The sequence below is a fragment of the Roseomonas sp. TF40 genome (genome assembly GCF_057219975.1).
Map to the genome: position 1 here is coordinate 845,459 of NZ_JBXVVR010000001.1, position 25,633 is coordinate 871,091.

The 25,633-nt window shown below is 71.5% G+C and carries 27 protein-coding genes; 19 read left to right on the forward strand and 8 right to left on the reverse strand.

Going from position 1 to position 25,633, the window contains the following annotated elements; translation table 11 throughout:
• Positions 1 to 92: 92 nt before the first annotated feature.
• Positions 93 to 917 carry a bestrophin-like domain gene (locus AC2D9U_RS03595; RefSeq protein WP_484746549.1) on the forward strand — a complete coding sequence of 275 codons (825 nt, stop codon included), beginning with the start codon at positions 93 to 95 and terminating at the stop codon, positions 915 to 917.
• 219 nt (positions 918 to 1,136) lie between these two features.
• Positions 1,137 to 1,346, forward strand: coding sequence for a hypothetical protein (locus tag AC2D9U_RS03600; protein ID WP_484746550.1), 210 nt, complete (start codon positions 1,137 to 1,139; stop codon positions 1,344 to 1,346).
• Positions 1,347 to 1,354: 8 nt separating this feature from the next.
• On the opposite strand, the gene AC2D9U_RS03605 is transcribed toward AC2D9U_RS03600, so the two are convergent.
• Both AC2D9U_RS03605 and AC2D9U_RS03610 read right to left on the reverse strand, forming a co-directional pair.
• Positions 1,355 to 2,047, reverse strand: a complete 693-nt coding sequence (locus AC2D9U_RS03605; protein ID WP_484746552.1) for an SDR family NAD(P)-dependent oxidoreductase — start codon at positions 2,045 to 2,047, stop codon at positions 1,355 to 1,357.
• Between the two features lie 65 nt (positions 2,048 to 2,112).
• The gene (locus AC2D9U_RS03610; RefSeq protein ID WP_484746554.1) at positions 2,113 to 2,802 is read right to left on the reverse strand and encodes a glutathione S-transferase N-terminal domain-containing protein; all 690 of its coding nucleotides are present in this window, start codon (positions 2,800 to 2,802) and stop codon (positions 2,113 to 2,115) included.
• Between the two features lie 154 nt (positions 2,803 to 2,956).
• Here AC2D9U_RS03610 and AC2D9U_RS03615 point away from each other — a divergent pair, with 154 nt between their 5' ends.
• On the forward strand, positions 2,957 to 4,258 hold the full coding sequence (locus AC2D9U_RS03615; RefSeq protein WP_484746555.1) for a M20 family metallopeptidase: 1,302 nt from the start codon (positions 2,957 to 2,959) through the stop codon (positions 4,256 to 4,258).
• A 33-nt stretch (positions 4,259 to 4,291) separates the two neighbouring features.
• A complete protein-coding gene (mscL, locus tag AC2D9U_RS03620) occupies positions 4,292 to 4,744 on the forward strand; it encodes a large conductance mechanosensitive channel protein MscL (RefSeq protein ID WP_484746556.1) in 453 nt (150 codons plus the stop codon).
• Here the strand turns inward: mscL and AC2D9U_RS03625 are convergent.
• Both AC2D9U_RS03625 and AC2D9U_RS03630 read right to left on the reverse strand, forming a co-directional pair.
• On the reverse strand, positions 4,741 to 5,634 hold the full coding sequence (locus AC2D9U_RS03625; protein WP_484746558.1) for a BMP family ABC transporter substrate-binding protein: 894 nt from the start codon (positions 5,632 to 5,634) through the stop codon (positions 4,741 to 4,743). The genes mscL and AC2D9U_RS03625 overlap by 4 nt on opposite strands.
• Before the next feature lie 2 nt (positions 5,635 to 5,636).
• Positions 5,637 to 6,611 carry a Bug family tripartite tricarboxylate transporter substrate binding protein gene (locus AC2D9U_RS03630; RefSeq protein ID WP_484746561.1) on the reverse strand — a complete coding sequence of 325 codons (975 nt, stop codon included), beginning with the start codon at positions 6,609 to 6,611 and terminating at the stop codon, positions 5,637 to 5,639.
• 422 nt (positions 6,612 to 7,033) lie between these two features.
• Here AC2D9U_RS03630 and AC2D9U_RS03635 point away from each other — a divergent pair, with 422 nt between their 5' ends.
• Genes AC2D9U_RS03635 through AC2D9U_RS03675 form a run of 9 tightly spaced genes read left to right on the forward strand, consistent with a single transcriptional unit; the run spans position 7,034 to position 15,388 of the window.
• Entirely contained in the window at positions 7,034 to 7,387 is a 354-nt protein-coding gene (locus tag AC2D9U_RS03635; RefSeq protein WP_484747325.1) for a hydroxyisourate hydrolase, read from the forward strand.
• Complete coding sequence (locus AC2D9U_RS03640; protein WP_484746563.1) at positions 7,384 to 8,322, forward strand: polysaccharide deacetylase family protein; 939 nt, start codon at positions 7,384 to 7,386, stop codon at positions 8,320 to 8,322. The genes AC2D9U_RS03635 and AC2D9U_RS03640 overlap by 4 nt, the downstream gene beginning before the upstream one ends.
• A complete protein-coding gene (locus AC2D9U_RS03645) occupies positions 8,319 to 9,041 on the forward strand; it encodes an aspartate/glutamate racemase family protein (protein ID WP_484746565.1) in 723 nt (240 codons plus the stop codon). Before AC2D9U_RS03640 ends, AC2D9U_RS03645 begins: the two co-directional genes overlap by 4 nt.
• A 52-nt stretch (positions 9,042 to 9,093) precedes the next feature.
• Positions 9,094 to 10,062, forward strand: a complete 969-nt coding sequence (locus tag AC2D9U_RS03650; protein WP_484746566.1) for a Bug family tripartite tricarboxylate transporter substrate binding protein — start codon at positions 9,094 to 9,096, stop codon at positions 10,060 to 10,062.
• Positions 10,062 to 11,735, forward strand: a complete 1,674-nt coding sequence (locus AC2D9U_RS03655) for a gamma-glutamyltransferase family protein (RefSeq protein WP_484746568.1) — start codon at positions 10,062 to 10,064, stop codon at positions 11,733 to 11,735. Before AC2D9U_RS03650 ends, AC2D9U_RS03655 begins: the two co-directional genes overlap by 1 nt.
• A gap of 1 nt (position 11,736) precedes the next feature.
• Complete coding sequence (locus AC2D9U_RS03660; RefSeq protein WP_484746570.1) at positions 11,737 to 13,026, forward strand: MATE family efflux transporter; 1,290 nt, start codon at positions 11,737 to 11,739, stop codon at positions 13,024 to 13,026.
• Between the two features lie 30 nt (positions 13,027 to 13,056).
• Positions 13,057 to 14,181, forward strand: a complete 1,125-nt coding sequence (locus AC2D9U_RS03665; RefSeq protein WP_484746572.1) for an acyl-CoA dehydrogenase family protein — start codon at positions 13,057 to 13,059, stop codon at positions 14,179 to 14,181.
• Positions 14,178 to 14,945: a 3-ketoacyl-ACP reductase gene (locus AC2D9U_RS03670; protein ID WP_484746573.1), complete on the forward strand. Its 768-nt coding sequence runs from the start codon at positions 14,178 to 14,180 to the stop codon at positions 14,943 to 14,945. The genes AC2D9U_RS03665 and AC2D9U_RS03670 overlap by 4 nt, the downstream gene beginning before the upstream one ends.
• Positions 14,942 to 15,388 (forward strand): MaoC/PaaZ C-terminal domain-containing protein, encoded by a 447-nt coding sequence (locus AC2D9U_RS03675; protein WP_484746575.1) that lies wholly within the window; start codon positions 14,942 to 14,944, stop codon positions 15,386 to 15,388. The genes AC2D9U_RS03670 and AC2D9U_RS03675 overlap by 4 nt, the downstream gene beginning before the upstream one ends.
• Here the strand turns inward: AC2D9U_RS03675 and AC2D9U_RS03680 are convergent.
• From AC2D9U_RS03680 to AC2D9U_RS03690, 3 genes are read right to left on the reverse strand one after another with little or no spacing between them, the layout of a single operon-like run.
• A complete protein-coding gene (locus tag AC2D9U_RS03680) occupies positions 15,379 to 16,122 on the reverse strand; it encodes a DNA alkylation repair protein (protein WP_484746576.1) in 744 nt (247 codons plus the stop codon). The genes AC2D9U_RS03675 and AC2D9U_RS03680 overlap by 10 nt on opposite strands.
• Position 16,123: 1 nt before the next feature.
• Entirely contained in the window at positions 16,124 to 17,140 is a 1,017-nt protein-coding gene (locus AC2D9U_RS03685) for a Gfo/Idh/MocA family protein (protein ID WP_484746578.1), read from the reverse strand.
• The gene (locus AC2D9U_RS03690; RefSeq protein WP_484746579.1) at positions 17,137 to 17,865 is read right to left on the reverse strand and encodes an enoyl-CoA hydratase/isomerase family protein; all 729 of its coding nucleotides are present in this window, start codon (positions 17,863 to 17,865) and stop codon (positions 17,137 to 17,139) included. Before AC2D9U_RS03690 ends, AC2D9U_RS03685 begins: the two co-directional genes overlap by 4 nt.
• Before the next feature lie 64 nt (positions 17,866 to 17,929).
• Here AC2D9U_RS03690 and AC2D9U_RS03695 point away from each other — a divergent pair, with 64 nt between their 5' ends.
• The 6 genes from AC2D9U_RS03695 (at position 17,930) to AC2D9U_RS03720 (ending at position 24,687) form a co-directional block, all read left to right on the forward strand.
• The gene (locus AC2D9U_RS03695) at positions 17,930 to 19,474 is read left to right on the forward strand and encodes an acyl CoA:acetate/3-ketoacid CoA transferase (RefSeq protein ID WP_484746581.1); all 1,545 of its coding nucleotides are present in this window, start codon (positions 17,930 to 17,932) and stop codon (positions 19,472 to 19,474) included.
• Positions 19,471 to 19,899 carry a MaoC/PaaZ C-terminal domain-containing protein gene (locus tag AC2D9U_RS03700; RefSeq protein WP_484746583.1) on the forward strand — a complete coding sequence of 143 codons (429 nt, stop codon included), beginning with the start codon at positions 19,471 to 19,473 and terminating at the stop codon, positions 19,897 to 19,899. Before AC2D9U_RS03695 ends, AC2D9U_RS03700 begins: the two co-directional genes overlap by 4 nt.
• A gap of 85 nt (positions 19,900 to 19,984) precedes the next feature.
• Positions 19,985 to 20,983 (forward strand): TRAP transporter substrate-binding protein, encoded by a 999-nt coding sequence (locus AC2D9U_RS03705; RefSeq protein ID WP_484746585.1) that lies wholly within the window; start codon positions 19,985 to 19,987, stop codon positions 20,981 to 20,983.
• 71 nt (positions 20,984 to 21,054) lie between these two features.
• A complete protein-coding gene (locus tag AC2D9U_RS03710) occupies positions 21,055 to 21,570 on the forward strand; it encodes a TRAP transporter small permease (protein WP_484746586.1) in 516 nt (171 codons plus the stop codon).
• Positions 21,570 to 22,889 carry a TRAP transporter large permease gene (locus tag AC2D9U_RS03715; protein WP_484746587.1) on the forward strand — a complete coding sequence of 440 codons (1,320 nt, stop codon included), beginning with the start codon at positions 21,570 to 21,572 and terminating at the stop codon, positions 22,887 to 22,889. The genes AC2D9U_RS03710 and AC2D9U_RS03715 overlap by 1 nt, the downstream gene beginning before the upstream one ends.
• Before the next feature lie 37 nt (positions 22,890 to 22,926).
• Positions 22,927 to 24,687: an ABC transporter transmembrane domain-containing protein gene (locus AC2D9U_RS03720; RefSeq protein WP_484746588.1), complete on the forward strand. Its 1,761-nt coding sequence runs from the start codon at positions 22,927 to 22,929 to the stop codon at positions 24,685 to 24,687.
• On the opposite strand, the gene AC2D9U_RS03725 is transcribed toward AC2D9U_RS03720, so the two are convergent.
• Positions 24,680 to 25,603, reverse strand: coding sequence for a LysR substrate-binding domain-containing protein (locus tag AC2D9U_RS03725; RefSeq protein WP_484746589.1), 924 nt, complete (start codon positions 25,601 to 25,603; stop codon positions 24,680 to 24,682). The two genes, AC2D9U_RS03720 and AC2D9U_RS03725, sit on opposite strands and share 8 nt — an antisense overlap.
• Positions 25,604 to 25,633: the final 30 nt, after the last annotated feature.

A 25,633-nucleotide genomic window follows, 5' to 3' on the forward strand; every position in this document is an offset into this window, starting at 1 on the left:
AGATGGGGGTTTCGCGGGCGAAGCGGAAGAGCAGGCGCATTGCAGACCGCCCTGCCGGGCGCCATGCTGCCCCGCGGGAAGGGGGGGCCGCCATGCACGCCTTGGTCGAGATCGCGCGGGTCCACCTGCTACTGCTGGGCGTCGTCGTGCTCGGCTGTCAGTTGATCGGCCTGTTCATCGGCTGGCGCCTGGGCCTCGCGGTGCGCCGCCGCGCCGCCGAGCACCAGGAGGTGGCGGAAGGCATCGGCGTGGTGGTGGGCGGCCTGCTTGGCCTGCTGGCCTTCATCCTCGGGTTGAGCCTCAACATGGCGGAGGGCCGCTACCAGGAGCGCCGGCAGCTTGGGCTGCAGGAGGCCAACGCCATCGGCACGGCCTGGCTGCGCGCCCAGGCGGTGGGTGGGCCGGAGGGCCGGGCCATCGCCGCGGAGCTCGAGAGCTACACGCGCCAGCGGATTGCCTGGGTCGTCTCGGCCCGGCGGGCGACGGAGCTGGCGGCCCTGAACGCCGAGACCGGCGCGGCCCAGGCGCGGATGTGGGGCCAGGCCACCGCCGTCGCCCGCGCCAAGCCCGACGCGCTCTCGGTGTCCCTCATCAACGCGCTGAACGAGACCTTCGACCTCGCGACCAGCCAGCGCTACGCCTTCGAGAGCCGCATGCCCCCCGAACTGCCCTGGCTCCTGCTCGGGCTGACCGTGCTGGGGGTGGGCGCCATCGGCTACCAGGGCGGGGTGCGCAACAACCTGCAGCCCTCGGTGACCCTGGTGCTGCTGACCGCCTGGAGCGCCTGCATCATCCTGATCGTGGATCTGGCATCGGCGCGCGCCGGCCTCGTGCGGGGCGACCCCGCCCCCTATGAGTGGACCCTGCAGGGCTTCTCAAGCGGTCTCGTCCTGCCCCCGGGTGCCGCCCCGCGCTGAATTCTGCCTGGCACGCCGCTTGCGCCCTTCCTCGTGTCCACCGCGAGGAATCGCAAGATGCAATGCATGCCGCAACACATTGGGCGCCGCCCCCGAGGCCTCGATGTCCAGCCGCGCCGCCCCCGAGGCGTCCTGGCGGCGCGCATTGCGTCCCGCGCAATCCTCTGCGGTGGCCCGACCGCCATGCGCGCCACCCTCCCCCCGATCAGGAGTCGCAAGATGCGAAACGTCCCCTCCCAGCCGGACACGACGCCCGTGCAGAGCCTGTCCTCCCCCTCGCGGCAGCGCGGTTGGCTGGGCGCGGCGGAGTTCGCCCGCCAGCAGGCGCTGCTGCGCACGGGCCGCGCGGCGCTGCTGCCGCAACCCGGCACTCCCGAGCGCCGCCGCGCGCCGCGGCCGCTTCACCGGGCGTTGCCGACGGTGCCGTAACTGCTGGTTCAGGCCAGCGCCTCGAACCGGCAATTCACGGCGAGTTCGCCGACGGTCGCGGTGTTGGGCAGGCGCAGCACCGTGTCCACCAGCACGGCGATGTCCTCGGGCCGGCTCATCGCTTCGCGCGGGAAGCGGGCCTTGGCCGTCATCTCGGTGGCGACGAAGCCGGGGCAGAGTGCGGTGGCGCGGATGCCATGCTCCCAGCCCAGGCGCCGGACCTCCTGCGTCAGGGCGATGACGGCGAATTTGCTCATCGCATAGCCGAGATTCTCATTGGCCACGCGCTTGCCCGAGAGCGAGGCGATGTTCACCACCCGCCCCTCGCCGGCCGCCATCAGATGCGGCCAGGCGGCGCGGATGACGCGCATCGGGCCCTTCACATTCACCCGCCACATCGCGTCATGCGGCGCCTCATCGGCGTCGAGCAGCCCGGCCATGGGGTTGATGCCGGCGGCGTTCACCACCGCGTCGATCCGCCCGAAGCGGGCCAGCGTGGCGGCGACCCAGGACTCGGCCGCGCCCTCCTCCTCGGCTTCGTAGCGATGCGCCATCAGGTCGGGACCGGCCGAGATGCGCAGCGGGCCGCGTGCGCCCGCGCTGACGAACCAGCCCGAGCCATGCAGGCGGCGCAGCACCTCCCGCCCGATCCCGCGTGAGGCTCCGCTGACCATGACGACGCGACCGACCGGATCGAGCATGGGCGTATTCTCCTGGCTTGGCGGCCAGCCTGCCGCGCCCGCCCAAGGCCATCAAGGCCCGGCGATCAAGGCCAGGCGGCGCAGGCCTCGAGGCTGATCTCACGCGCCTGGGCGAAGGCGGCCTCGACCCACTCGACCACCAGGGGATGCGCCAGCACCGCATCCGCATAGGCCTGCGCATCGGGGGCGAGCGGCACGGAATAGGTGCGGAAGCGGCTCGCCATGGGCGCCCACATCGCATCCGCGAAGTTGAACTCGGCGCCGAAGAGATAGGGCCCGCCCGCGCCCCAGGCGGCACGGGTCTGGCGCCAGCTTTCCTGCACCCGCGCCACCTGCGCCTCCACCCCCGGCCGGCCGAGCAGCTTGGCGTTGGAGGGGATGCCCGCGGCGATCGGCCAGCGCTTGACCAGGTTCATCGGCATCGCGGCGCGAAGTTCCGCGAAATGCGCGTGCATCTCGCTCGCCGACATGCGCGCGGCCGTGCGCGCCCGCAGTTCCTGCGGCCAGATCGCGCTGCGGGGCGCCAGTTCCCAGAGGTATTCGGCGATCGCCATCGTGTCGGTGACGGTGAAATCGCCATCGCGCAGCACGGGGATCAACCCGGTGGGCGAGGCAGCGGCAAGCTTCGCCTTGCTGTCGGCGCGCGACAGGAACAGCGTTTCCGCCTCGAAGGGCAGGCCCGAGAGCCTACAGGCCAGCCAGCCCCGCATGGTCCAGGTCGAGGACCATTTGGCGCCGATCACCAATCGCATCATCCATGGGACCTCCCCAGATCCCGGCCCCGGAACTGCCGCCCCGACGCCTGGAGATTTGTTGCACGCCCACCGGGCGGCGCAAAGCCCGTTGGTTGACGCGCCGCCCGCCCGCCGCGACCATCGCTTCTCTGGGGCAATAGAGGATCGGTTCGGCATGGATGTCGCGACACGGGTGGAACAGGCGGCGCAGGCATCGGGGGCAGAGTCCCTGGCCTTCCTGCGCGAGCTGATCGCCCTGCAAAAGCAGGGCGAGGCGGCCGTGCAGGCGCATGTCGCCGCCGCCTTCGCCGCGCTGGGCTGCCAGGTGGAGAATCGCCGCTACCGTCCGGCCGACGTCGTGCTGCGCGAGGAATTCGCCGCCGAGGCCGCCATGGCGGCGGAGGAGCGCGAGGCCGTGCTCGCCCGCCTGCCCGGCACCGGCGGGGGCCGCAGCGTGATCTTCTTCGCCCATCCGGATGGCGAGGCCTTCCAGCCCAATCACGGCTGGAAGCACGACCCCTTCGCGGGCGAGATCGCCAACGGCCGCCTGCATGGCTGGGGCGTGTCCGATGACCTCGCCGGCGTGGCGACGATGGTGGCCGCGCTGCGCGTGCTGCACGCAGCGGGGCTCAAGCCCAAGGGCGAGGTGATCTGCGCCAGCACACCCTCCAAGCGCCATGCGCGCGGGGTGCATGCGCTGCTGCATGGCGGTGTCACGGCCGATGCGGCCGTCTACCTGCACCCGGCGGAATCGGGCATCGGCATGCGCGAGGTGAAGGCGCTCGCTTCAGGCCAGCTGGTGTTCCGCATCATCGTCCCCGGCCGCCTGCCGCCCACGCAAGAGCCGGGTCATGCGGCCTTCGCGCATCTGGCGGTGAACCCGACCGACAAGGCGATGGTGGTGCTGGCAGCGCTGCGCGCGCTGGATGCGCGCCGCGCCGCGCGGGTGCATCACCCGGCACTCGACGCCGCGGTCGGGCGCAGCACCAATCTGCTCGTGGGCGACATCCGCAGCCTGGGCGATGGCCGCGCGGCGCGCGTCGCCCCCGCGCTGCAACTTTCCTGCGCGCTCGCCTTCCCGCCGGGCGAGAAGCTCGCCGATGTGCAGGCCGAGTTGCTGGCGGCGATCACCGAGGCGGCGCAGGCGGATGACTTCCTGCGCGACAACCCGCCCCGCGTGGAGATGCTCTCGGGCGTCACGGGCGCGGAGGTCACGCTCGACCATCCGCTGTGGATCGAGACAAGTGCCGCGGTGCTGCGCGGCACCGGCACCGCACCCGAGATCAACCCGCTGCACACCTCCTCCGACATCCGCAACCCGATGGTGCAATCGGGCATTCCCTGCGTCGGGCTCGGCCCGCTCTGCGGCGACCTGACGCAGAATGGCGGGCGCGACGAATGGGTGGATGTGGCCGACTACCAGCGCGGCGTCGCCGTGGTCGCGGCGCTGATCGCCGGCTGGTGCGGCGCGGCATAACGCTTCAGGACCCTCGAAGAACAGGAGAGCAGGATGCAACCGCCGATCAATATCCCGATCAAGGAGCCCGCGTGGCTGCGCGAGTTCAAGGCCTTCATCATGCGGGGCAACGTCATCGACCTCGCCGTGGGCATCGTCATCGGCGCGGCCTTCACGGCGATCGTGGGCTCGCTGGTCGAGGACCTGATCAACCCGATCATCGGCCTGCTGATCGGCGGCATCGATTTCTCGAACCTGTTCATCGTCCTGAGCGGCGAGCGCAAGCCCTCGCTGGAGGCGACGCGCGCCTCGGGCGCGGCGGTGCTGGCGATCGGCATGTTCATCAACGCGATCATCAAGTTCCTGATCGTGGCGATGGCGATCTTCTGGCTGCTGCGCGTGCTGACGACGCTGAAGCTGAAGGACACGACGCCCAAGGCCCCGACCCCGACCGAGGCCCTGCTGGCGGAGATCCGCGACGAGTTGAAGGCGCGGCCTAAGGTCTAACTCGGCGCCCACTCGGTGCCCGACCAATGCTCGGGCACGCGCACCTCGCCGGCGATGATGGCCGCGCGCAGCGTCTCCAGGCGCTGCGCGAGGGCCGTGGGCACATCGGCGGCGAGCGCCAGGCGCACCGCCTGCGGCGTCTCCAGCCCCAGGCGCTGATCCTCGAAGCGCTCATCGCGGAAGGCGTCGATCGCGGCCTCCATCGCCACGCCATTGTCGGCGATGGCGGAGGCAAGGAACACGTCATCCTCGCGCGTCCAGTCGCGCACATTGCCGATGCCCCGGATCCCCGCAGCGCGTGCCGCCGCGATGGCGCCGCTGCGCCCGGCATCGAGCATGGTGAACTGGATCTCTGCACCCGCTCGCGCCTGCGCCGCCGTCCAGGCCTCGGCCAAGGCGGGGTCATGCTGGTCGCCGCAGAAACCGGTGAGCAAGGTCGCGTCCGGCTTCGCATAAGCGAGCCCCGCGGCGAAGCCCGCGCGGCCACGCAGGCCAGGGGCGACCTTCTCGCCCGAGAGATGCGCGGCGATGCGCCCCTGCATCCACCACCCTGCCAGCGCGCCAGCGAGGAAGGCGGAGTGTTCCTGCAGCACCTCGAAGCCGGCGATGTTGGGGCCCGTGATGCGCCCCTGCGTCACCGCGAAGGCCACGCCCGGGAAACGCGGGGCCACTTCGGCCACCGCCGCCTCGCCCTGCCCGCCATGCGCGATCAGCAGGTCGGCCCGCGCGGCAGCGGCCGCCACGGTCTCGGTGCGCCGCGCGGGGATGGCTTCCCACACCACCTCCGGCGTCAGGCCGAGCCGCGCGGCCGCGCGCTCGAGCCCTGCCACGCCGGCGGCGTTGAAGGCACCCCCGCCCGGCTTGCCGAAGAAGACGGCGACGAGACGCATGCTCAACCCGCCGTGATGCCGAGGCGACGGATGGCGCCGCCGATCACCTCCACCTCCCGGGCGACGAAGGCGGTGAACTCGGCCGGCGTCATGGCGCGGGTGGCCACGCCGAGTTCCTCGAGCCGCGTCTTCATCATCGGCGTCTGCATCGCGGTCACGATCTCGGCATGCAGGCGCGCGACCAAAGCGGGCGCCATGCCGGGCGGGCCGGCCACGCCGATCCAGTTCTCGCTCAGCAGGTCCGGATAGCCCCCCTCCGCCGTGGTGGCGACCTCTGGGGCCATGGCATGCCGCCCCGGCGCGGCGAGCGCGATGGCGCGGATGCGGCCCGAGCGGATGTTCTCCACATTCTGCGGCAGCGGATCGAAGGCGATGGGGATGACGCCGGCCAGCAGATCCGCCTGCATGGGCGAGGAGCCGCGATAGGGCACGTGGTTGAGCGGCGCGCCGATGCGCGTCTGCAGCACCTCGCCGAAGATGTGGGCGATGGAGCCCGCGCCCGAACTGCCATAGCCGGGGGGCGTGGGCTGCGCCTTGATCCAGGCGATCAGCCCCGGCAGGTCGGTGGCCGGCACCAGGCGCGGATTGGTGATGATCACCAGCGGCGCGGCGCCGATATAGGCGATGTGCGTCAGCCCCGTGACCGGATTGTAGGAGATGTTCGGATAGAGCGGCGGCGAGGTGACGATGGGCGCGGTGTTGGACATCAGCAGCACCGTGCCGTCGGGCGGCTGGGCGGCGACATAGCCCGCGCCGAGCGTGCCGCCCGCACCGGGGCGGTTGTCGATGATGGGCCGCGCCGGCAGCCGCGCGCCCAGCGCCTCGGCCAGCACGCGCCCGACGATGTCGGAGGATCCGCCGGGCGGGAAGGTGACGACGAGGCGGATCGGGCGCGTCGGCAGATCCTGCGCCTGCGCGCGGTTGCGCCAGGGAAGCAGGGCGGATGCCGCAAGAAGCGGCAGGTGGCGGCGGCGCATGGCGATCTCCTCGCAATCCGCCCAGGCTTCGCAAGGATCATGCCGCGCGGCCCGGCCGGCAGGGCGTTTCGCCGGATGAGGCGGGAAGCCTTTCTGCCGTCGTTATCCAGAAAAAGAAGAATCTTTCGCGTTCATCCGGCCGCACCCAGATACCTCTGGCGTGTGGTCGTCAACGGTCCTACAACCTATGGGCTTGCCGGGGCCCAAGTCTTCGGCGGGATGCCGGTCTTCCGGTCACAGCCGAATCCCCTGCCGCGCGAGATGGCATGGATTTCGCCAATACGCTTCTCGCGACGCGGTTTTTGCCAAGAGCCTTCGCAGAAGAGGCTCTCGCTGCCAAGGTTGAGACAAGGCTGGCGTTGGGGCGCGGCGGGCACCAAAAGGGTGTCGGCTGGTCGCTTCCAAACCGGAAGGTACGCGTTATGGCTGGCGGAATTTCTGTGCACGCCGTGGATGTGGCCCATGGCCGCCCGGGCACGGGCATGAGGGTTGAGGTCCACCGCATTCTCGAAGACGGCTCCCGCCGCGTGCTGGCGGATGGCCGGCTCTCCCCCAACGGCGCGCTGGACCACCCGATCACCACCGGCGAGGGGGTCGAGGCCGGGATGCATGAGGTGCTCTTCCATCTCAGCGAATTCTACGCCGGCCATGAAAGACCCCCGCCGCCCTTCCTGGAGGTCGTGCCCTTCCGCTTCCGGGTTTTCGACGAACACCTGCACTATCACCTGCCGATCAAGTTCACGCCCTGGGGCTTCTCGTTGTATCGGGGGGCGTGAGCCACACCCCCCTCCCCCCCCTCCCCCTGGGCGGCATGCCGCCCGCGTCGCGCGACCTAGTGGGTCGCGCCGGCGCCTCCCCTGCCTGGCGCTGGCCCAAAGGCGCCGGGCTCGCGATCTCCTTCGTCGTCAATGTCGAGGAAGGGGCGGAACTGTCGCTCACCAGCGGCGATGCGCGCAATGAAAGCGTCTATGAGGCGCGCGAGGAGGTGGTCGGCCATCCCGACCCCTGCATCGAGAGCCACTTCGCCTATGGCAGCCGCGTGGGGCTGTGGCGCATCCTGGATCGCTTCGACGCGCATGGCGTGAAGGCGACCTTCTCGTCCTGCGGGCGCGCCATCGCCGCCGCGCCGATCCTCGCCCAGGCCGCCCATGCACGCGGGCATGAGATCTCCGCCCATGGCTGGCGCTGGGAGAGCCATGCCGGCATGGCGGAGGCGACCGAGCGCGCGGTGATCGCCGCGACCGTCAAGGCCATCACGGATGCCACGGGCGAACGCCCCGTCGGCTGGCACACGCGCAGCGCCTCTTCCGTCAACACGCGCCGGCTGCTGCTGGAAGAGGGCGGCTTCCTCTACGACAGCGACTGCTACGATGACGACCTGCCGCGCAGCACGCCGCGGCCCGATGGCGCGCCGCATGTCATCCTGCCCTACGCCTTCGACACCAACGACATGCGCTTCTCGCCGGGCGGCGGCTTCATCCAGGCGGAGGATTTCTCCCGCTACTGCCTCGGCGCCATCGACTGGATGCTGCAGGAATCCGTGACGGCCCCACGCATGCTCTCGATCGGGCTGCATCTGCGCATCATCGGCCGGCCCGCGCGCATGGCGGGGCTGGAGCAGGTGCTCTCGCGCATCGCGCGCGACCCGCGCATCTGGATCGCGCGCCGACGCGATATCGCCCAACACTGGCTGAAGGTCGCCGGCGCATGAGGCTGCTCGTCGTCAATTCCAACACCACCGACAGCGTCACCGCACGCATCGAAGAGGCCGCGCGCGCCGCGGCCTCGCCAGGCACGGCGATCACCGCCATCAGCGCGCCCTTCGGCCTGAAGCTGATCGTCAGCCGCGCCGATTGGCTGGTCGCCGGCCCCGCGACGCTCGCCGCACTCGGCGCGCATCGCGGCAGCTACGACGCGGCCATCATCGCCTGTTTCGGCGACCCCGGCCTGGATGCGGCGAAGGAATTGCTCGACGTGCCGGTGCTCGGCATCAGCGAGGCCGCCTTCCACGCCGCCTGCCTGCTGGGGCGGCGCTTCGGCATCGTCAGCTTCACCGCCGCACTCCGCCCGATGTTCGAGGATGTGCTGGCGCATCATGGCCTCGCTGGTCGCTGCGCGGGCTTCCGCATGGGCCCGGCCTTCAGCGGCGACCCCGGCCGGGTGGCGGAGGAACGCGCCGAACTGCTCATCGATCTCTGCCGCCAATCGGTGGAGCAGGATGGGGCGGAGGTGGTGATCCTGGCCGGCGGGCCGCTCGCCGGCCTCGCGCCCGTGCTCGCCCCGCGCGTGCCCGTGCCGCTGATCGACGGCACGGCGGCGGCGGTGCGGCTCGCCGAGGCGATGGTCGGCCTCGCTCCCGCCCCGCGCCCGCACCGCGCCCGCGACCTCACCGGCTTCGCGCCCGACATCGCGGCGCTCTATCGCGGGTGACGCGCGCGCCCGGGGCTGGCAGCATCATGGCCCCGACCGAGGAGGGTTCGTGATGCCCCGCCTGTCCCGCCGCGCGCTGCTCGCCCTGGCGCTGCTGCCGCCCCTGCCCGCTTTGGCCCAGGCCTGGCCGACGCGCGCGGTGCGCATCATCGTCCCCTTCCCGCCCGGCGCGGGGACGGACCTGCTGGCCCGCGCCTATGCGCAGCGGCTCTCCGAACTCTGGGGCCAGCCCGTGGTGATCGAGAACCGCGCCGGCGCCGGCGGCGTGATCGGCACCGAGGCCGCCTCGCGCGCCGCGCGCGATGGCTACACGATCCTGATGGCGAATTCCTCGGTGCTCGCCATCGCCCCGGCGCTGAGCGCCACCCTCCCCTATGACCCGGTCGGCAGCTTCGATCCCATCGCGCTGGTCGGCGCCAACGACAATGCGCTGGTGGTGCGCGCCGCCTCGCCCTTCCGCTCGGTGGCCGAGGTGCTGGAAGCCGCGAAGGCGCGCCCGGGGATCCTGACCTATGCCTCGGCCGGCACCGGCACCTCGACCCATATGGCGGCCGAGTACTTCAAGCAGGTGGCAGGCGTGGACATCACCCATGTGCCCTATCGCGGCAGCCCGCAGGCGCTGACCGACACGCTGGGCGGCCAGGTGGACATGAACTTCAACACCATCAACGCCGTGCTGAGCGCGGTGCGCAACGGCCAGGCGCGTGCCCTCGGCACCACGGGGGCATCGCGCGACCCGCTGCTGCCGGATGTGCCGACGCTGCAGGAACTCGGCTTCCCGGCCTATTCCGCCAGCGGCTGGCTCGGCTTCGTCGTGCCCGCCGGCACGCCGGGCGAGATCATCGCGCGGATCAGCGAGGGCATGCGCCGCGTCGCCGCCGAGCCGGGCTTCGCCGAGCGCATCGCCGGCATCGGCATGCGCCCGACCATCAGCACGCCGGAGGAATTCCGCGCCCTGCTCGCCCCCGAGATCGCGCGCTGGACGGAAGTGGCCCGCCGCGCCGGGCTCAAGGCCGAGTGATGCAGACGCGCGAGACGGTCTGCGGCACGCGCCACGCGATCTCGGCCGGGCATTACCTGGCGAGTGCGGCGGGCTTCGCGATTCTCGAGGCCGGCGGAAACGCCACCGATGCCGGCTGCGCGGCGGGCCTCGCACTCGGCGTGCTGCACCCCGATCTGGTGAGCATCGCGGGTGTGGCGCCGATCCTGCTGCGCAGCGGCAAGGGTCCGGTCGAGAGCATCGCCGGCGTCGGCCCCTGGCCGCGCGCCACGCCGGCGGATCACTTCCAGAAGCACCATGGCGGGCGCATGCCGCCGGGGATGCTGCGCACCGTGGTGCCGGCCGCGCCCTGCGCCTGGATCACCGCGCTGCAGCGCCATGGCACGATGGATTTCGCCACCATCGCCGAGCACGCCATCCGCTTCGCGGCCGAGGGCTTCGCCGTCTATCCGTTGCTCGCGCAGAACATCGCCGCCCATGCCGAGGATTACGCGCGCTGGCCTTCCAACGCCGCGATCTTCCTGCCCGGCGGCGCCCCGCCCGCGGCCGAATCGCTGTTCGTGCAAAGCGATCTCGCGGCCACGCTGCGCTTCATGGTGGATGAGGAACGCGCCGCGCGCGCCCGCGGGGCGGATCGCGTGGGCGGGCTGGAAGCGGCGCGGGAGGCCTTCTACCGCGGCGAAATCGCGGCCCGCATGGTTGCCTTCACGCAGGATCAGGGCGGCTGGCTGGCGGCCGAGGACCTCGCCGCGTTCCGCTGCCCCATCCTGCCGCCCGCGCAGATCGCCTGGCGCGGGCACAGCATCATGACCGGCGGGCCCTGGTGCCAGGGGCCCACGCTGCTGCAGGCGCTGCTGCTGGCCGAGCAGGCGGGGCTCGCGCGCCACGCGCATAATTCGCCCGACTACCTGCACCTGCTGGTCGAGGTGCTGAAACTCGCCTTCGCCGATCGCGAGCACTTTGTGGGTGACCCGGATTTCGTGGGTGTGCCGCTCGCGCATCTGCTGTCGGCGGAACACATCGCCGCCCGTGCCGCGCGGATCGACCCGGCCCGCGCCTATCCCGGCCTGCACCCGCCGGGCATCGCGGCGAGCCAGGACGAACCGCCGGTCGAGGCCGGGACCTCCTATGTCGCGGTGGTGGATCGCTGGGGCGGGGCCTTCAGCAGCGCGCCCTCCGACGCCTCCTGGAGCAGCCCGGTGGTGCCGGGCCTGGGCTTCGTCATCTCCAACCGCGGCTCGCAGAACCGCACCGACCCCGCGCACCCGGCCGGCCTCGCGCCCGGCAAGCGGCCGCGGCTGACGCCGATGCCCGCAATGGCGATCACGCCCGAGGGCGGCGTCATGCCCTTCGGCACGCCGGGCAATGACGTGCAGCCCCAGGCGCTGCTGCAGGTGCTGATGAACCTCGTCGTCTTCGGCATGACGCCGCAGGCGGCGGTGGAGGCGCCGCGCGTGGCGAGCTACGCCTTCCCCGGCAGTTCCCACCCCTATGAGATGCACCCGGCGCGGCTGAACGTGGAGTCGCGCATCGCGGAAGCGACGCGCGCGGCCCTCTCCGCACGCGGCCACGACGTGCGGCTCTGGCCCGAGCGCACCTGGCTCGCCGGCTGTGTCGAGATGGTGCGCCAGGAGGGGCCTCTGCTGCGCGCCGCCGCCGATCCGCGCCGCCCGGCCGCCGCGATCGCGCTCTAGGGTGAACCGCGCCCGCGCCATCCTCGCTTTGGCGGCGCCGACCGCGCTCGGCTCGCTGCTGCAGGCGGCCGCGCAGCTCGCGGAGATGTGGATCGCGGCGCGCCAGGGCACGGCGGCGCTGGCGGGCTGGGCTGTGGTGCTGCCCTTCGCGCTGCTCATGCAGATGATGTCGGCGGGCGCCATGGGCGGCGGCGTCGTCTCGGCCATCGCGCGCGCGCTGGGCGGCGGGCGGCGGGAGGAAGCCTCGGCGCTGGTGGTGCATGCGGCCTGGATCGCGCTGGCCGGCGGCCTGCTCTTCGCCCTGCCCCTCGCCCTGGCGCCCCGCGCGATTCTGGGCCTGATCGGCGGCGCCGAGGCGGCGGAGGGGGCGGCGCTCTACGCCACCTGGCTCTTCGGGCTGGGGGCGGTGCCGGTCTGGCTGATGAACACGCTCGCCTCCGTGCTGCGCGGCGGGGGGCGGCACGCGCTGGCCGCACGGGTGCTGGTGGTGGCCTGGGGCGCCTATCCGCTGCTCGCCTGGCTGCTGGCGGAACCCTTCGGCATGGGCCTGGCCGGGCTGGGCGCGGCGCTGGGCACGGTGTTCTGGATCGCGACGGCGGTGCTCGCGCTGGCCGTGCTGCGCGGCGGCGCGGGCTTCCTGCCGAACCTCGCGGTGCGGCCCTCGCGCACCATGTTCTGGCGCATCCTGAAGGTGGGGCTGGTGGCCTGCCTGCTGGCCACGCTGTCGAACCTCACGACCATCCTCGTCACGGCGCAGCTTGCGACGCGCGGGGCGGCGGTGGTGGCGGGCTATGGCATCTCGGCGCGGCTCGAATTCCTCATCATCCCGCTCGCCTTCTCCATCGGCTCGGCGCTGACGGCGCTGGTCGGGCGCGCCGTGGGCGCGGGCAATTGGGCGGAGGCGCGGCGCATCGCCTGGACGGGCGGGGGCATGGCCTTCGTCTTCGCCGGCGGCATCGGCCTCGTCGTGGGTTTCTTCCCGGTGCAGTTCGCGCGCGCCTTCACCGACGACCCGGCGGTGGTCGAGATCGCGGCGCGGGCGCTGGGCATCATCGGGCCGGCCTATGGCGCCTTCGGGCTCGGCATGGCGCTGTATTTCGCCTCGCTCGGCGCGGGGCGGATGCGCTGGCCGACGGCGGCGGCGCTGGCGCGGCTCGGCTGCGCGGTCGGCGGCGGGTGGGTGCTGGGGCAGTTCTGGGAGCTGGAGGGGCAGTTCCTTGGTGTGGCGCTGGGCCTGACCGCCTATGGCGCGGTGCTCGCCACCTCCATCCGCCCTTCCGTGTGGCGCTGAGCCGCGCCATGCTGCGGCCTGGAGGAAAGCATGGGCCAGGAGTTGGAGGCGCTGCGCGACACCGTGCGCCGCTTCGCGGAAGCGGAGGTCGCGCCCCGCGCCGCCGCGCTCGACGAGCGTGAAGAGTTCCCGCGCGACATCTACGAGAACCTCGCGCGGCTCGGCCTGCTCGGCATCACCGTGCCCGAGGCGATGGGCGGCGCCGCGGCGGGGGTCGAGGCCTATGCCATCGTCATGGAGGAACTCTCGCGCGGCTATGCCAGCGTGGCCGATCAGGTCGGTCTGGTGGAGTTGCTCGCCACCTTGCTCAGCGAGCACGGCACGGAGGCCCAGCGCGCGCAGTATCTGGCGCCGCTGCTGCGCTACGAACTCTCCTGCGCCTATGCGCTGACCGAGGCCGAGGCGGGATCCGACCTTGCCGCGCTGAAAACCACCGCTCGGCGCGATGGCGCGGATTGGCTGCTGCGCGGCGAGAAGCTGTGGATCCACATGGCGCCGCGCGCCGATTTCGCCGCGGTGCTGGCGCGCACCGACCCGGCCGCGGGGCATCGCGGCATGTCGATCTTCCTGGTCGATCTGCACGCGCCGGGCGTCACCCGGCTGCGCGCGGAGCACAAGATGGGCCAGCGCGCCTCGCCCGTCGGCGGCCTGCTCTTCGAGGATGTGCGCCTGCCTGCCGGGGCGCTGCTGGGGCCGGAGGGGCGCGGCTTCCACATGATGATGTCGGTGCTCGACAAGGGGCGCATCGGCATCGCGGCGCTCGCGCTCGGCATCCTGCAATCCGCGCTGGAGGAAAGCGTGCGCTACGCCAAGGCGCGCGTGCAGTTCGGCCGCCCGATCGCGGAGCAGCAGGCGATCCGCTTCATGATCGCGGACATGGCGAAGGATGCGCAGGCCGCGCGGCTGCTGGTGCAGGACGCCGCGCGCAAGATGGATGCCGGGGAGCGCGCGACGCTCGCCGCGAGCATGGCGAAGTGTTTTGCGAGTGACGCCGCCGTGGCGCGCACGGCGGATGCCGTGCAGATCCACGGCGGCAGCGGCTTCATCCGCGGCGTGACGGTGGAGCGGCTCTATCGCGACGCGAAGATCACGCAGATCTACGAAGGCACGAACCAGATCCAGCGGGTGATCATGGCACGGGAGATTCTGGGATGAGCCGGCCGGTGGTTCTGGTGACGGGCGCGCGGCGGGGGATCGGGCGCGCCATCTGCGTGGCCCTCGCCGGCGCGGGCTATGACGTGCTCGGCTGCGATGTGGAGCGCGAGGGCGCGGCCGAGACGCAGGCGGCGGTGGAGGAAGCGGGCGGCTTCTTCGCCTTCCGCCTGGCCAACCTGGCGGAGACCCACGCCATTCCGCCGCTGGTCGAATGGGCCTGGGCCACGCGCGGCGGGCTCGAGGCCGTGGTGAACAATGCCGGCGTGGGGGCCATGGTGCGCGGCGATGCGCTGGCGATGACGCCCGAAAGCTGGGACCGCGCCATGGCCGTGAACACGCGCGCGCCCTTCTTCGTCACGCAGGAGGTGGCGAAGCGGATGGTGGCGAAGGGCGCGCCGATGCGCGGGCCGCGCGGGGCGGTCTTCATCTCCTCCGCCAACGCCACCATCGCCAGCCCCGAGCGCACCGAATACAGCGCGAGCAAGGCGGCAGTCAGCATGGTGGCGCGCTGCCTGGCCTTTCGCCTCGCGGAAGATGGCATCCCGGTCTTCGAGATCCGGCCCGGCATCATCCGCACCGACATGACCGCGCCCGTCGCCGAGCGCTACAGCGCGCGCATCGCCGAGGGCATCACGCCGATCCGCCGCTGGGGCGAGCCGGCGGATGTGGCGAAGGCCATCGCGGGGCTGCTCACCGGCGCCATTCCCTTCTCCACCGGCGATGCTTTCCACATCGACGGCGGCCTGCACCTGCACCGGCTATGAAGCTCGACCCCGCGCTGCTGCGCTACGGCCAGATCGCCGATGACCTTGCCTATGAGACGGGCGGGATCGTGGTGACGGAGGCGCATATCGTCGCCTTCGCGGGCCTGACCGGCGATTTCTACGACATCCACATGGATGACAGCTACGCGCAGGCGCTGGGCTATCCGGGCCGCGTCGCGCATGGGCTGCTGGGCCTCGCCCTCTGCGACGGGCTGAAGAACCGCGCACCGGTGCGCTTCGCCGCGATCGTCTCGCTCAACTGGCGCTGGTCCTTCACCGGCCCGATCCTGGTGGGGGATCGCATCGCCGCGCGCATCCGCGTGCTCGGCAAACGGCTGACGAAGAACCCCGCGCGCGGCATCGTCACGCTGGGGTTCGAACTGGTGAACCAGAAGGACGAGGTGGTGCAGAAGGGCGAGAACGACCTGATGGTTCACGCCTGAATCGAACGCAGGCCACGCTTGCAGATGCGCGCGGTCGCCGCGCCGGGGCTTTCGCGCCGCCAGCGCGCACAGAGCGCCTGCGCCCAATCGGGCCGGTCCTTCGCCGCGTCGTTGATCCAGTTCGCCACGGAATCCTGCACATAGCGCGCGGGGTCGGCGCGCAGCGGCTCCAGGATCGCCTCGCCCCGCGCGGGATCCTGGCGCAGCAGCGGCAGATGCGCGGCCCACACGCCGCGCGGGCGCGTGGCCTCGCTCGCGAAACGACGCAGATTTGCGGAAGGTTCGGCAGTCCAGGGCGTGAGCAGGCGAAGGGCCTCCTCCGTCTGCGCGAAGATGGCCGGGCGCAGCGCCAGCCAGGCCCATTCGCGCACGCCGGCATTGGCATCATCCGCGAGCGGGCGCATGGCCACGAGGCGCGCGGCAAGATCGAGCGGCGCCGCGCCGATCACATGGGCCGCCCAGCCGCGCACCGTATCCGAAGGATGCGCCGCGAAGCCCGGCAGCGCCGCGTATCCGACCTCGCGCAGCAGGAAGTCCCCCATCGCGGCCATGCGCCGCGTGATCCCCTCCCCCGCCGCGACGGGTTGCGGCGATCTGGCGAGGTCGGGCCGCACCGCGCGCAGCAGCGCCCCGTGGTCGATGGCGAGCATCTCGACCAGCGTCCGAGCCTCCGCCACGCCGGCATTCAGCGCCGCAAGCCGCTCCGGCGCGATATCCGCACGGCGCTGCGCCATCTCAGCCGACCGATTCGAACCGGCCCGACGCCGCGCTCGCCAGCACGGCATCGATCAGCCGCAGCACCGGCAGGCCGGTGACGCCGGCATGGCTGGGCGCGCGGTCCTCGCTGATGGCGTCGAGCATCTCGGCGAGCATCGCGCGGTGCGGGCCGTGGTCGAAGGCCATCGGGTCCGCCCCGCCGCCGCCCGCCGCGCCGCGATCCAGGATCTCCACCGGCTGGCCCTTCACATGCAGTTCCAGCCGTTCCGCCACCAGTAGCGCGCTGCCGCCGGTGCCGGCGATCTCGATGCGCTCGGGGAAGCCGGGCTCGGCCACCGTGGTCGCATCCAGCACACCCATCGCGCCAGACGCGAAGCGCAGCGTGGCGGCGGCGATGTCCTCGGTGTCGATGGCGCGCAGGCCGGAGGTCCGCGCGAAGGCACCAAGCTGCGCGACGGGGCCAGCCAGGTGCAGCAGCAGGTCGAGCGTATGGATCGCCTGCGTCAGCAGCACGCCGCCGCCGTCACGCGCCTTCATCCCGCGCCCGGCCTGGGCGAAATAGGCGGCGTCGCGCCACCAGCGGATGCTCGCGGAGCAGGAGAGCAGCGTGCCGAGCGCCCCGCCCGCGATCGCCGCCTTCAGCCGCAGCGCGGCCGGGCGGAAGCGGTGCTGGAAGACCACGCCGAGTTGCACACCCGCCGCCTGCGCCAGCGCCACCAGCGCCTCGGCCCGCGCCGTGGTGATCTCGAGCGGCTTTTCCACCAGCAGATGCCTGCCCGCCTTCGCCGCGGCCTCGGCAACGGGCAGATGCGCGCCGGGGGGCGTGAGCACCAGCACCAGGTCGCTGCTGGCGAGGAGCGGGTCGAGCGCGCCGAAGACCGGCGCCTGCCAGCGGGCGGCGAAGGCCTCGCGCCGCGCGGCACTCGGCGCGTAGCCCCCCATGAGGCGCAGGCGCCCCGCCTGCTCCAGGTCACGGATCGCGAGCATGTGCGGCTGCACCGCCATGCCGAGACCGACGATGCCGAGGCGGATCATGGCCGCGCGCCCTCCCGCAACGCCGCGAGGCAGAGCACGTTCATCTCGTTCTCATAGGCAAGCCCGGCGCCCAGCGGCGCCTCCAGCGAATGCCGCACCGCCGCCTTCACGGCCTGCACCGCGACAGGCGGCAGCGCGGCGAGGCGCGCGCACAGCGCCTCCGCCGTCGGCAGCAGCGCCTCTTCCGCCACCACCTGCTCGACCAGGCGCAGCCGCAGCGCCTCGGCCGCATCGATCTGCTCGCCCGTCAGCAGCAGCCGCATCGCCTGGCCGAAGCCCGCCACGCGCGGCAGCATCTGCGAGGCGCCGCCGCCGCCGACCCAGCCGCGAGTCACCTCCGGAAAGCCGATGCGCGTGCTCTCGGCGGCGATGCGGATATCGGCGGCCAGCGCGAGTTCGAACCCGCCGCCCAGCGCCCAGCCGCGCAGCGCGGCCACCACCGGCTTGCGGAGGCTGCGCACGGCACCGGGATAGTCCGGGCGGTGGCGGAAATCCCAGGCGGTGGCGAAGGCCTCGATGGCGCGCAGATCCATCCCCGCGCAGAAGGCGCGCGCCCCGCCACCCCGCAGCAGCACCGCGCGGATGGCAGGATCGGCATTGATGCGGTGCGCATGCGCCGCCAACTGCCCAGCCATCGCATTGGTGATGGCATTGTGCTTGGCGGGACGATCCAGGGTGAGCGTCGCCACGCCATCGGCGACCGCCAATGTCACCTCGCCATCCATGGCTCTTTCCTCCGCGCCGTTGGCGGATAGAGTAGCGCGAAGAAGGGTCGAGGAAACGGGCAGGATGCGGAAGGTAAGCGCGGCGGAGGCGGCCTCGGTGCTGCGGGATGGCGACACGCTGCTGATCGGCGGTTCGGGCGGCGGCCATGCCGTGCCGGATGCGCTGCTCGCGGCGCTGGGCCAACGCTTCCGCGACCAGGCGAGCCCGCGCGACCTCACCCTGCTGCATCCGGTGGGCCTGGGCGACGGCAAGGAACGCGGCACCGGGCATCTGGCGCAGCGCGGCCTGGTGAAGCGCAGCATCGCCGGCAGCTATGTGAACAGCCCGCCCATGGGCGCGATGGCGCTGCGCGACGAGATCGAGGCCTGGTCCCTGCCGCAGGGCGCGCTCAGCCAGTTGATGCGCGAGATGGCGGCGGGCCGCGCGGGGCTGCTGACCAAGACCGGCCTGCACACCTTCGTCGATCCGCGGCTGGAGGGCGGGCGGCAGAGCCCCTCGGCGCGCGAGGAGCTTGTGCAGCTGGTGACCTTCGCGGGCGAGGAGATGCTCTTCTACAAGCCCTACCATGTGGACGTCGCCTTCCTGCGCGGCACCACGGCCGATGAGGATGGCAACATCTCCATGGAGCAGGAGGCCGTGACGCTCGAGATGCTGAGCGAGGCGCAGGCGACGAAGCGCTGCGGCGGCGTGGTGGTGGTGCAGGTCAAGCGCGTGGTGCGGCGCGGCAGCCTGCACCCGAAGATGGTGAAGATCCCGGGCATCCTGGTCGATCTCGTCGTCGTCGTGCCGGACCAGGCGCAGACCTTCGCCACGCCCTATTCGCCCGCCTATTCGGGCGAGTACCGCATCCCGCTCGACGACATCCCGGCGCTGCCGCTCGATGCGCGCAAGGTGGTGGCGCGGCGCGGCGCGCTGGAACTGTATCCCGGCGCCGTCTGCAATCTCGGCTCGGGCATCTTCACCGGCATCGCCAATGTCGCGGCGGAGGAAGGCTGCCTGGACGCCATCTGCCTGACCAATGAGCAGGGCAATGTCGGCGGCGCCCCGGCCAGCGGGAATGAGGCGGGGGCGGCGATGAACCCCGATGCGCAGCTCGACCAGCCCTACCAGTTCGATTTCTACGATGGGGGGGGGATCGACCTCGCCTTCCTCTCCTTCGCGGAGTTCGATGCGCAGGGCAACGTCAATGTCAGTCGTTTCGGGGACAAGCTGATCGGGCCGGGCGGGTTCATCAACATCTCCCAGAACGCGAAATCCGTGATCTTCGGCGGCACGCTGACCGCGGGCGGCAAGCCCAAGGCGGTGGCGCAGGTGGAGCAGGTGACCTTCTCCGGCCGCTACGCCGCGCAGCGCGGCCAGCCCGTGCTCTACGTGACGGAAAGCGCCGTGTTCCGGCTCGGCGCGGAGGGGCCCGAGATGATCGAGATCGCGCCGGGCCTCACGGTGGAAAGCGTGGTCGCGCGCATGGGGTTCCGCCCGGCGATCTCGCCCGAGCTGCACATGATGGACGCACGGCTCTTCGCCGCGCCGCGCATGGGGCTGGCGGCCGAGTTGGCGGCGAAGCCGGGCAAGGCCCGCTCGGCGCGCCTCGCCGCGCTTTTCGGATGAAGCTCGGCCTGGCAGCCGGCGCGGAGGCGCGCTTCCGCAAGACGTTGACGGAGCGTGACTTCCTGCTGACCGCCGAGGTCACCGGCGACCACGACCCGCTGCATGTCGATGCCGCCTATGCGGCGAAGACCGCCTTCGGCCAGCGCATCGCGCATGGCGCGCTGGTGCTGGGCCTGCTCTCCTCCACCGCATCCGCCATCGCGCACCGCGCCATCGCCGCGGGCGCCGAGGGCGTGCCGGTCTCGCTCGGCTATGATCGCGTGCGCTTCCTCGCCCCGGCCTTCATCGGCGACACGCTGGAGGCGATCTACCGGGTCGAATTGCTGGACCCGGTGCGGGGCCGGTCCGAGGCCGTCTGCGAGGTGCGCAAGGCCGATGGCACGCTCTGCCTCGCCGCCCGGCACCTGATGAAATGGGTCGGGTAACTGGGTGGTTTCCAAACGCCCCGAAGCCGCGCTAGCCTCTCGCCGCTCCCGGGCGCAGACCCGGGCCTGATAGGGGAAGATGTCCATGGAACGTCGCGTATTGCTGGGCGGCCTCGCCGCCGCCTCCGGCCTGCTTGCCGCCCCCAATGTGGTGCGCGCGCAGGCCCCGATCACGCTGAACGGCGCAAGCCAGTTCAACGACGACCACGTCTTCAACCGCTGCATGACGCGGTTCGAGGAGCTGGTGAAGCAGTATTACGGCCGGCCCGTGAACTTCGTGATGCACAAGAACAGCTCGCTCGGTCTCGAGAAGCAGTTCTTCGAGTACATGTCGGCCGGCCGCGCGGTGGACTACGCCATCGTCAGCCCCGCGCACATGTCCACCTTCAGCCGCGCCGCGCCCTTCATCGATGCGCCCTTCCTGTTCCGCGACCTCGCGCATTGGAACCAGGTGCTGGAGGCCGACCTGCTGAAGCCGGTGGCCGATGAGGTCGAACGCCGCGCGCGCGTGGCGCTGATCGGCTATGCGGGCGGGGGCGTGCGCAACATCTTCTCCAACCGCCCGGCCCGCAACATGGCGGAGCTGCGCGGCCTGCGCGTGCGCGTGCAGGGCGCGCCGATCTGGAGCCGCACCTTCCAGGCGATCGGCATGGCGCCGCAGGTCATCGCCTACAACGAGGTCTACAACGCCATCCAGAACAACGTCATCGAGGCCGGCGAGAACGAGGCCGCGGGCGTCGAGCAGATGCGCTTCTATGAGGTCGGGCCGAACCTGCTGATGACGCAGCACGCCATAACCATCCGCCCGCTCTGCTTCTCGGTGCAGACGCTCGCCCGCCTGCCGCGCGAGCTGCAGGACGCGATCAGGCGCGCGGGCAAGGAGGCCGGCACCTTCGGCCGCGTCACCGAGAGCACCGAGGATGAGCAGAAGGTCACGGCCCTCGAGGCCGCGGGCCGGCTGCGCCGCGTGCCCTTCACCGAGCGCGCGGCGATGAACGCCGCCGTGAACCCGGTGATGGCCGCCTATGCGCGCGAGATCGATGCCGAGGGCATCTACAGCCGCATCAATGCGCTGACCTCGTGACGGCGCGGGCGGGGTGGCCGGCGCCACCCCGCCCCTTCCCGTTTCTTCTTCCGCTGCAAGGATATTCCCGCATGGCGCCCCATGGCGCGCGTGGCGCCTTTCGTCGCATCACCGAGATCTATGCGCGGCTGCTGGACCTGCTGCTGGTGCTGACGGTCGCCGTCATCATCATCCCGGTCTCGATGCAGATCTTCTCGCGCTTCACCGAGTTGCTGCCGCGCTACATCTGGACGGAAGAAGCCTCGCGCTTCCTGCTGGTCTGGATGGTGATGATCGGCGCCATGCTCGGCGTGCGCGAGGGCACGCACTTCACCGTCGATCTCTTCGACAAGCTCAGCGGGCGCACCAAGGCGGCGATGGACATCCTCGCCGGGCTCGCGGTGCTGGGCTTCGCGGTGATCTTCGTGATCTATGGCTGGGAATTCACCGACACCGCCTGGTACCGGATCAGCGAACTGGCGGAACTGCCGCTCTGGACCATCCACATGGCCTGGCCGATCGCGGGCGTCACCTGGCTGATCTTCGCGGGTGAGCGCATGTACGACGATGTGCAGATCCTGCTGCATGGCGAAGGCGGGGCGCGCTGATGGGCGGCAACATCCTGGGCACGGGCGACGCCGCCTGGCTGCTCTTCGGCGTCTTCTTCGTGCTGCTGGCGCTGCGCGTGCCGGTCGCGGTCGCGCTCGGCCTCGCCTGCCTGCCGCCGCTGCTGATCGAGGACCGGCTCTGGCCGATGATCCTGGTGCAGGAGACCTTCAACTCCTACAACTCCTTCATCCTGCTCGCGGTGCCCTTCTTCCTGCTCGCGGCCAACCTCATGACGGCGGGCGGCATCACCGACCGGCTGGTGCGATTGTCGCGCTCCCTGGTCGGGCATCTGCCCGGCGGGCTTGCGCAGATCAACGTCGTGCTCTCGGTCTTCTTCGCCGGCATCTCCGGCAGTTCCACCGCGGATGCGGCGAGCCAGGGCAAGCTGTTCATCGAGGCGCAGCGCAAGGAGGGCTATGACGACAGCTTCTCCGTCGCCATCACGGCGGTCTCCGCCGTGCTCGCCGTGGTCATTCCGCCCTCGATCCTGATGATCGTCTGGGGCGGGGTGCTGACGGTCTCGATCGGCGGGCTGTTCCTGGCCGGCATCCTGCCCGGGCTGCTGCTCGGCCTGGTGCAGATGGCGACCGTGCATGTCTATGCGAAGCGCCGCGGCTACCCGACCTATCCCAAGGCCACATGGGGTGAACTCGGCCACGCATTGTTCATCTCGATCCCCGCGCTGATGACCCCTTTCATCATCATCGGCGGCAAGATCTTCGGCTGGTTCACCGCGACCGAAGCCGCCTGCATCGCCGTGCTCTATGCCGGCGTGCTGTCGCTGGTCGTCTATCGCGAGCTCGACCTGAAGGGCCTCTACAACGCCTTCAGCGAGACCGGGCGCTTCGCCGCCATCACGCTGTTCTGCGTCGGCACGGCAAGCGCCTTCGGCTGGCTGCTCGCCTTCTACAAGATCCCCGAAGGCCTGCTGGCCGGCGTCTCCAGCTGGGAGATGGGGATCATCGCCACGGGCTTCTTCATCGCTGCCGTGTTCCTGATCGTCGGCTGCTTCCTGGATGCGATCCCGGCGATCATCATCGTCGGCACCATCCTGCAGCCGATCGCCGCGGCAGCCGGGATGCACCCCATCCACTTCGCCATGATCAGCATCGTCTCCCTCGCCTTCGGGCTGGTGACGCCGCCCTACGGGCTGTGTCTGCTGATCTCCTGCTCCATCGCGGGCATGCGGGTGGTGGATGTGCTGAAGGACACCTGCATCATGCTGGTGCCGATGCTGGGCGTGCTGGCGCTGCTGATCCTCTGGCCCGACATGGCGCTGCTGCTGCCCCGCCTGCTGGAGCCCGATTTCCTGAAGTAGCCTTGCCGGGCGCCCGGCGCGGCGCCACCTTCGCGCGGTGAAGAGCCCTTCCCCGCGCGCCCCCATCCTCTCGCTGCGGCTGCTGCTGCCGCAGCTTCGCCCCTACCTCGCCCGCGCGCTTGGCGCGGGCGCGGCGCTGCTGCTGGCGGCCGGCCTCACCCTCATGCTCGGCCAGGGGCTGCAGCGGCTGATCGATGAAGGCTTCGCGGAGGGTGCCCGAGGTCTCGATTCGGCGGCGCTCTTCATGGGCAGCGTCGTGGCGCTGCTCGCGCTCGCCACCGCCACGCGCTACTACCTCGTCTCCTGGCTCGGCGAGCGTGTGGCCGCGGATCTCCGCCAGCGCGTCTTCGACCATGTGCTGAAGCTCTCGCCCAGCTTCTTCGAATCCGCGCGCACCGGCGACATCCTCTCCCGCATGACGGCCGATGTGGGGCTGCTGCAATCGCTGATCGGCTCGGCGATCTCGATGGGGCTACGCAACGCCATCACCGGGCTCGGCGCGCTGACCATGCTGCTGCTGACCAGCGCGAAGCTCGCCGGCATCGTGCTGCTGGTGCTGCCGCTGGTGGTCGTGCCGCTCATCGTCTTCGGCCGGCGCGAGCGCAAGCTCTCCAAGCTGGCGCAGGAGCGCGTGGCGGACCTGTCCGCGACGGCGGAGGAGATGCTGAACGGCATCCGCATCGTGCAGGCCTTCACGCATGAGGCGCAGGACCGCGCGCGCTTCGGGCGCGAGGTCGAGGCCTCGGTCGGCGCCGCACTCAAGCGCATCGCCACGCGCGCCACCCTGGTGCTGATCGTGATCCTGCTCGGCTTCGGCGCCATCACCTTCGCGCTGTGGGTTGGCGGGCATGACGTGATGGCGGGGCGCATGACGGGGGGCGAGCTGACCGCCTTCGTCTTCTACGCCGTGCTGCTGGCCTCCTCCGCCTCGACGATGAGCGAGCTCTGGGGCGAGATCCAGCGCGCGGCGGCGGCGGCCGACAGGCTGCTCGACATCCTTGCCGCCCAGCCGGCCATCGCCGCGCCGGCGGCCCCGCTCACGCTGCCGCAGCCCGCGCGCGGTCGCGTCTGCTTCGAGGGCGTGCGCTTCACCTACCCGACCCGGCCCGAGACGCCCGCGCTGGACGATTTCTCCCTGACCATCGAGCCGGGCGAGACGGTGGCGCTGGTCGGCCCCTCGGGTGCGGGCAAGACCAGCGTCTTCCAGCTGCTGCTGCGCTTCTACGACCCGCAATCGGGGCGCGTGAGGGTGGATGGCGTGGATATCGCGGCGGTCGACCCCGCCGCGCTGCGCGCGCGAATCGGCCTGGTGCCGCAGGAGCCCGCGATCTTCTCCACCACGGTCGCCGAGAACATCCGCTATGGCCGGCCCGAGGCCAGCGATGCCGAGGTCGCCGCCGCGGCCGAGGCCGCCGCGGCGGATCGCTTCATCGCCGCCCTGCCGCAGGGTTTCGCCACACATCTCGGCGCGCGCGGCGTCACCCTCTCCGGCGGGCAGCGCCAGCGCATCGCCATCGCGCGCGCCATCCTGCGCGACGCGCCGATCCTGCTGCTGGACGAGGCAACGAGCGCGCTGGATTCCGAGAGCGAGCAGGCCGTGCAGCAGGCGCTGGAGACCCTCTCCCGCAACCGCACGACGCTGGTGGTGGCGCATCGCCTGGCGACCGTGCGCAAGGCGGACCGCATCGTGGTGCTGGAGGCCGGGCGCATCGTCGCCACCGGCACGCATGAGGCGCTGGTGCGCGAGGGCGGGCTCTATGCCCGGCTCGCCGCGCTGCAGTTCTCCGAGGCTATTTGAGGATGGTCGCCACCTTCACCGCGCTCTGCTCCGCCAGGATGTCGCGGATCGCCTGGCGCAAAAGCCGCGCATCGCGGATGCGGCTGAAACCCGAGCGGTGGAACAGCGAGATCTCGCGCCCGATCGCGCCGTCATCGATGCGCCGATAGGCCACCATGTCGTCCAGCAGCGCGCCGATCTGCACGGCAAGCTGCGGGATGAAGGAGACGCCCACGCCCGCCGCGACCATCTGGCGCAGCGTCTCCAGGCTCGCCGCCTGCAATTCCGGGCGGTCCTCCCCCACGCTGCCACCGCACACCGCCAGTGCCTGGTCGCGCAAGCAATGGCCCTCCGAGAGCAGGATCAGGTCGGTCACCGGCACGTCGGGCAGGCGCACGCGCTCCACCGTCGCCAGCGCGTGGTCGCGCGGCACGGCGAGCACGAATTCCTCGCGGAACAGGCGCAGCTCCGTCAGGTCCACGCCGGTGAGCGGCGAGGCGGCGAGGATGGCGTCCAGCTCCCCTTCCTCGACCTGGCGGGCCAGCTGGCGCGTCATGCCCTCGCTCAGCATCAGCTTCAGGCGCGGGAATCGCTCGCGCAACGGCTTGAGCAGGAAGGGCACGAGATAGGGGCCGAGGGTGGAGATGACACCGAGGCGGAAGCCGCCCTCCATCGGCCCGGCGCCAGCGGCCGCGACCTCGAACATCCGCCGCGCCTCGGCCACCACGATGCGCGCCTGGGCCACCACCTCGGCGCCGCGCGTGGTCAGCAGCACGCCGCGGGGCGTGCGTTCGAACACCTCGACATGCAGCAGGTCCTCGACCTTGCGGATCTGCGCGGAGAGGGTGGGCTGGCTGACGGAACAGGCCTGCGCGGCGCGGCCGAAGGCGAGGTGCTCCGCCACGGCCAGCAGGTATTCCAGGTCCCTCAGGGACAATCCGGCCAGGGTCATGGGGGGCTCCCGCGC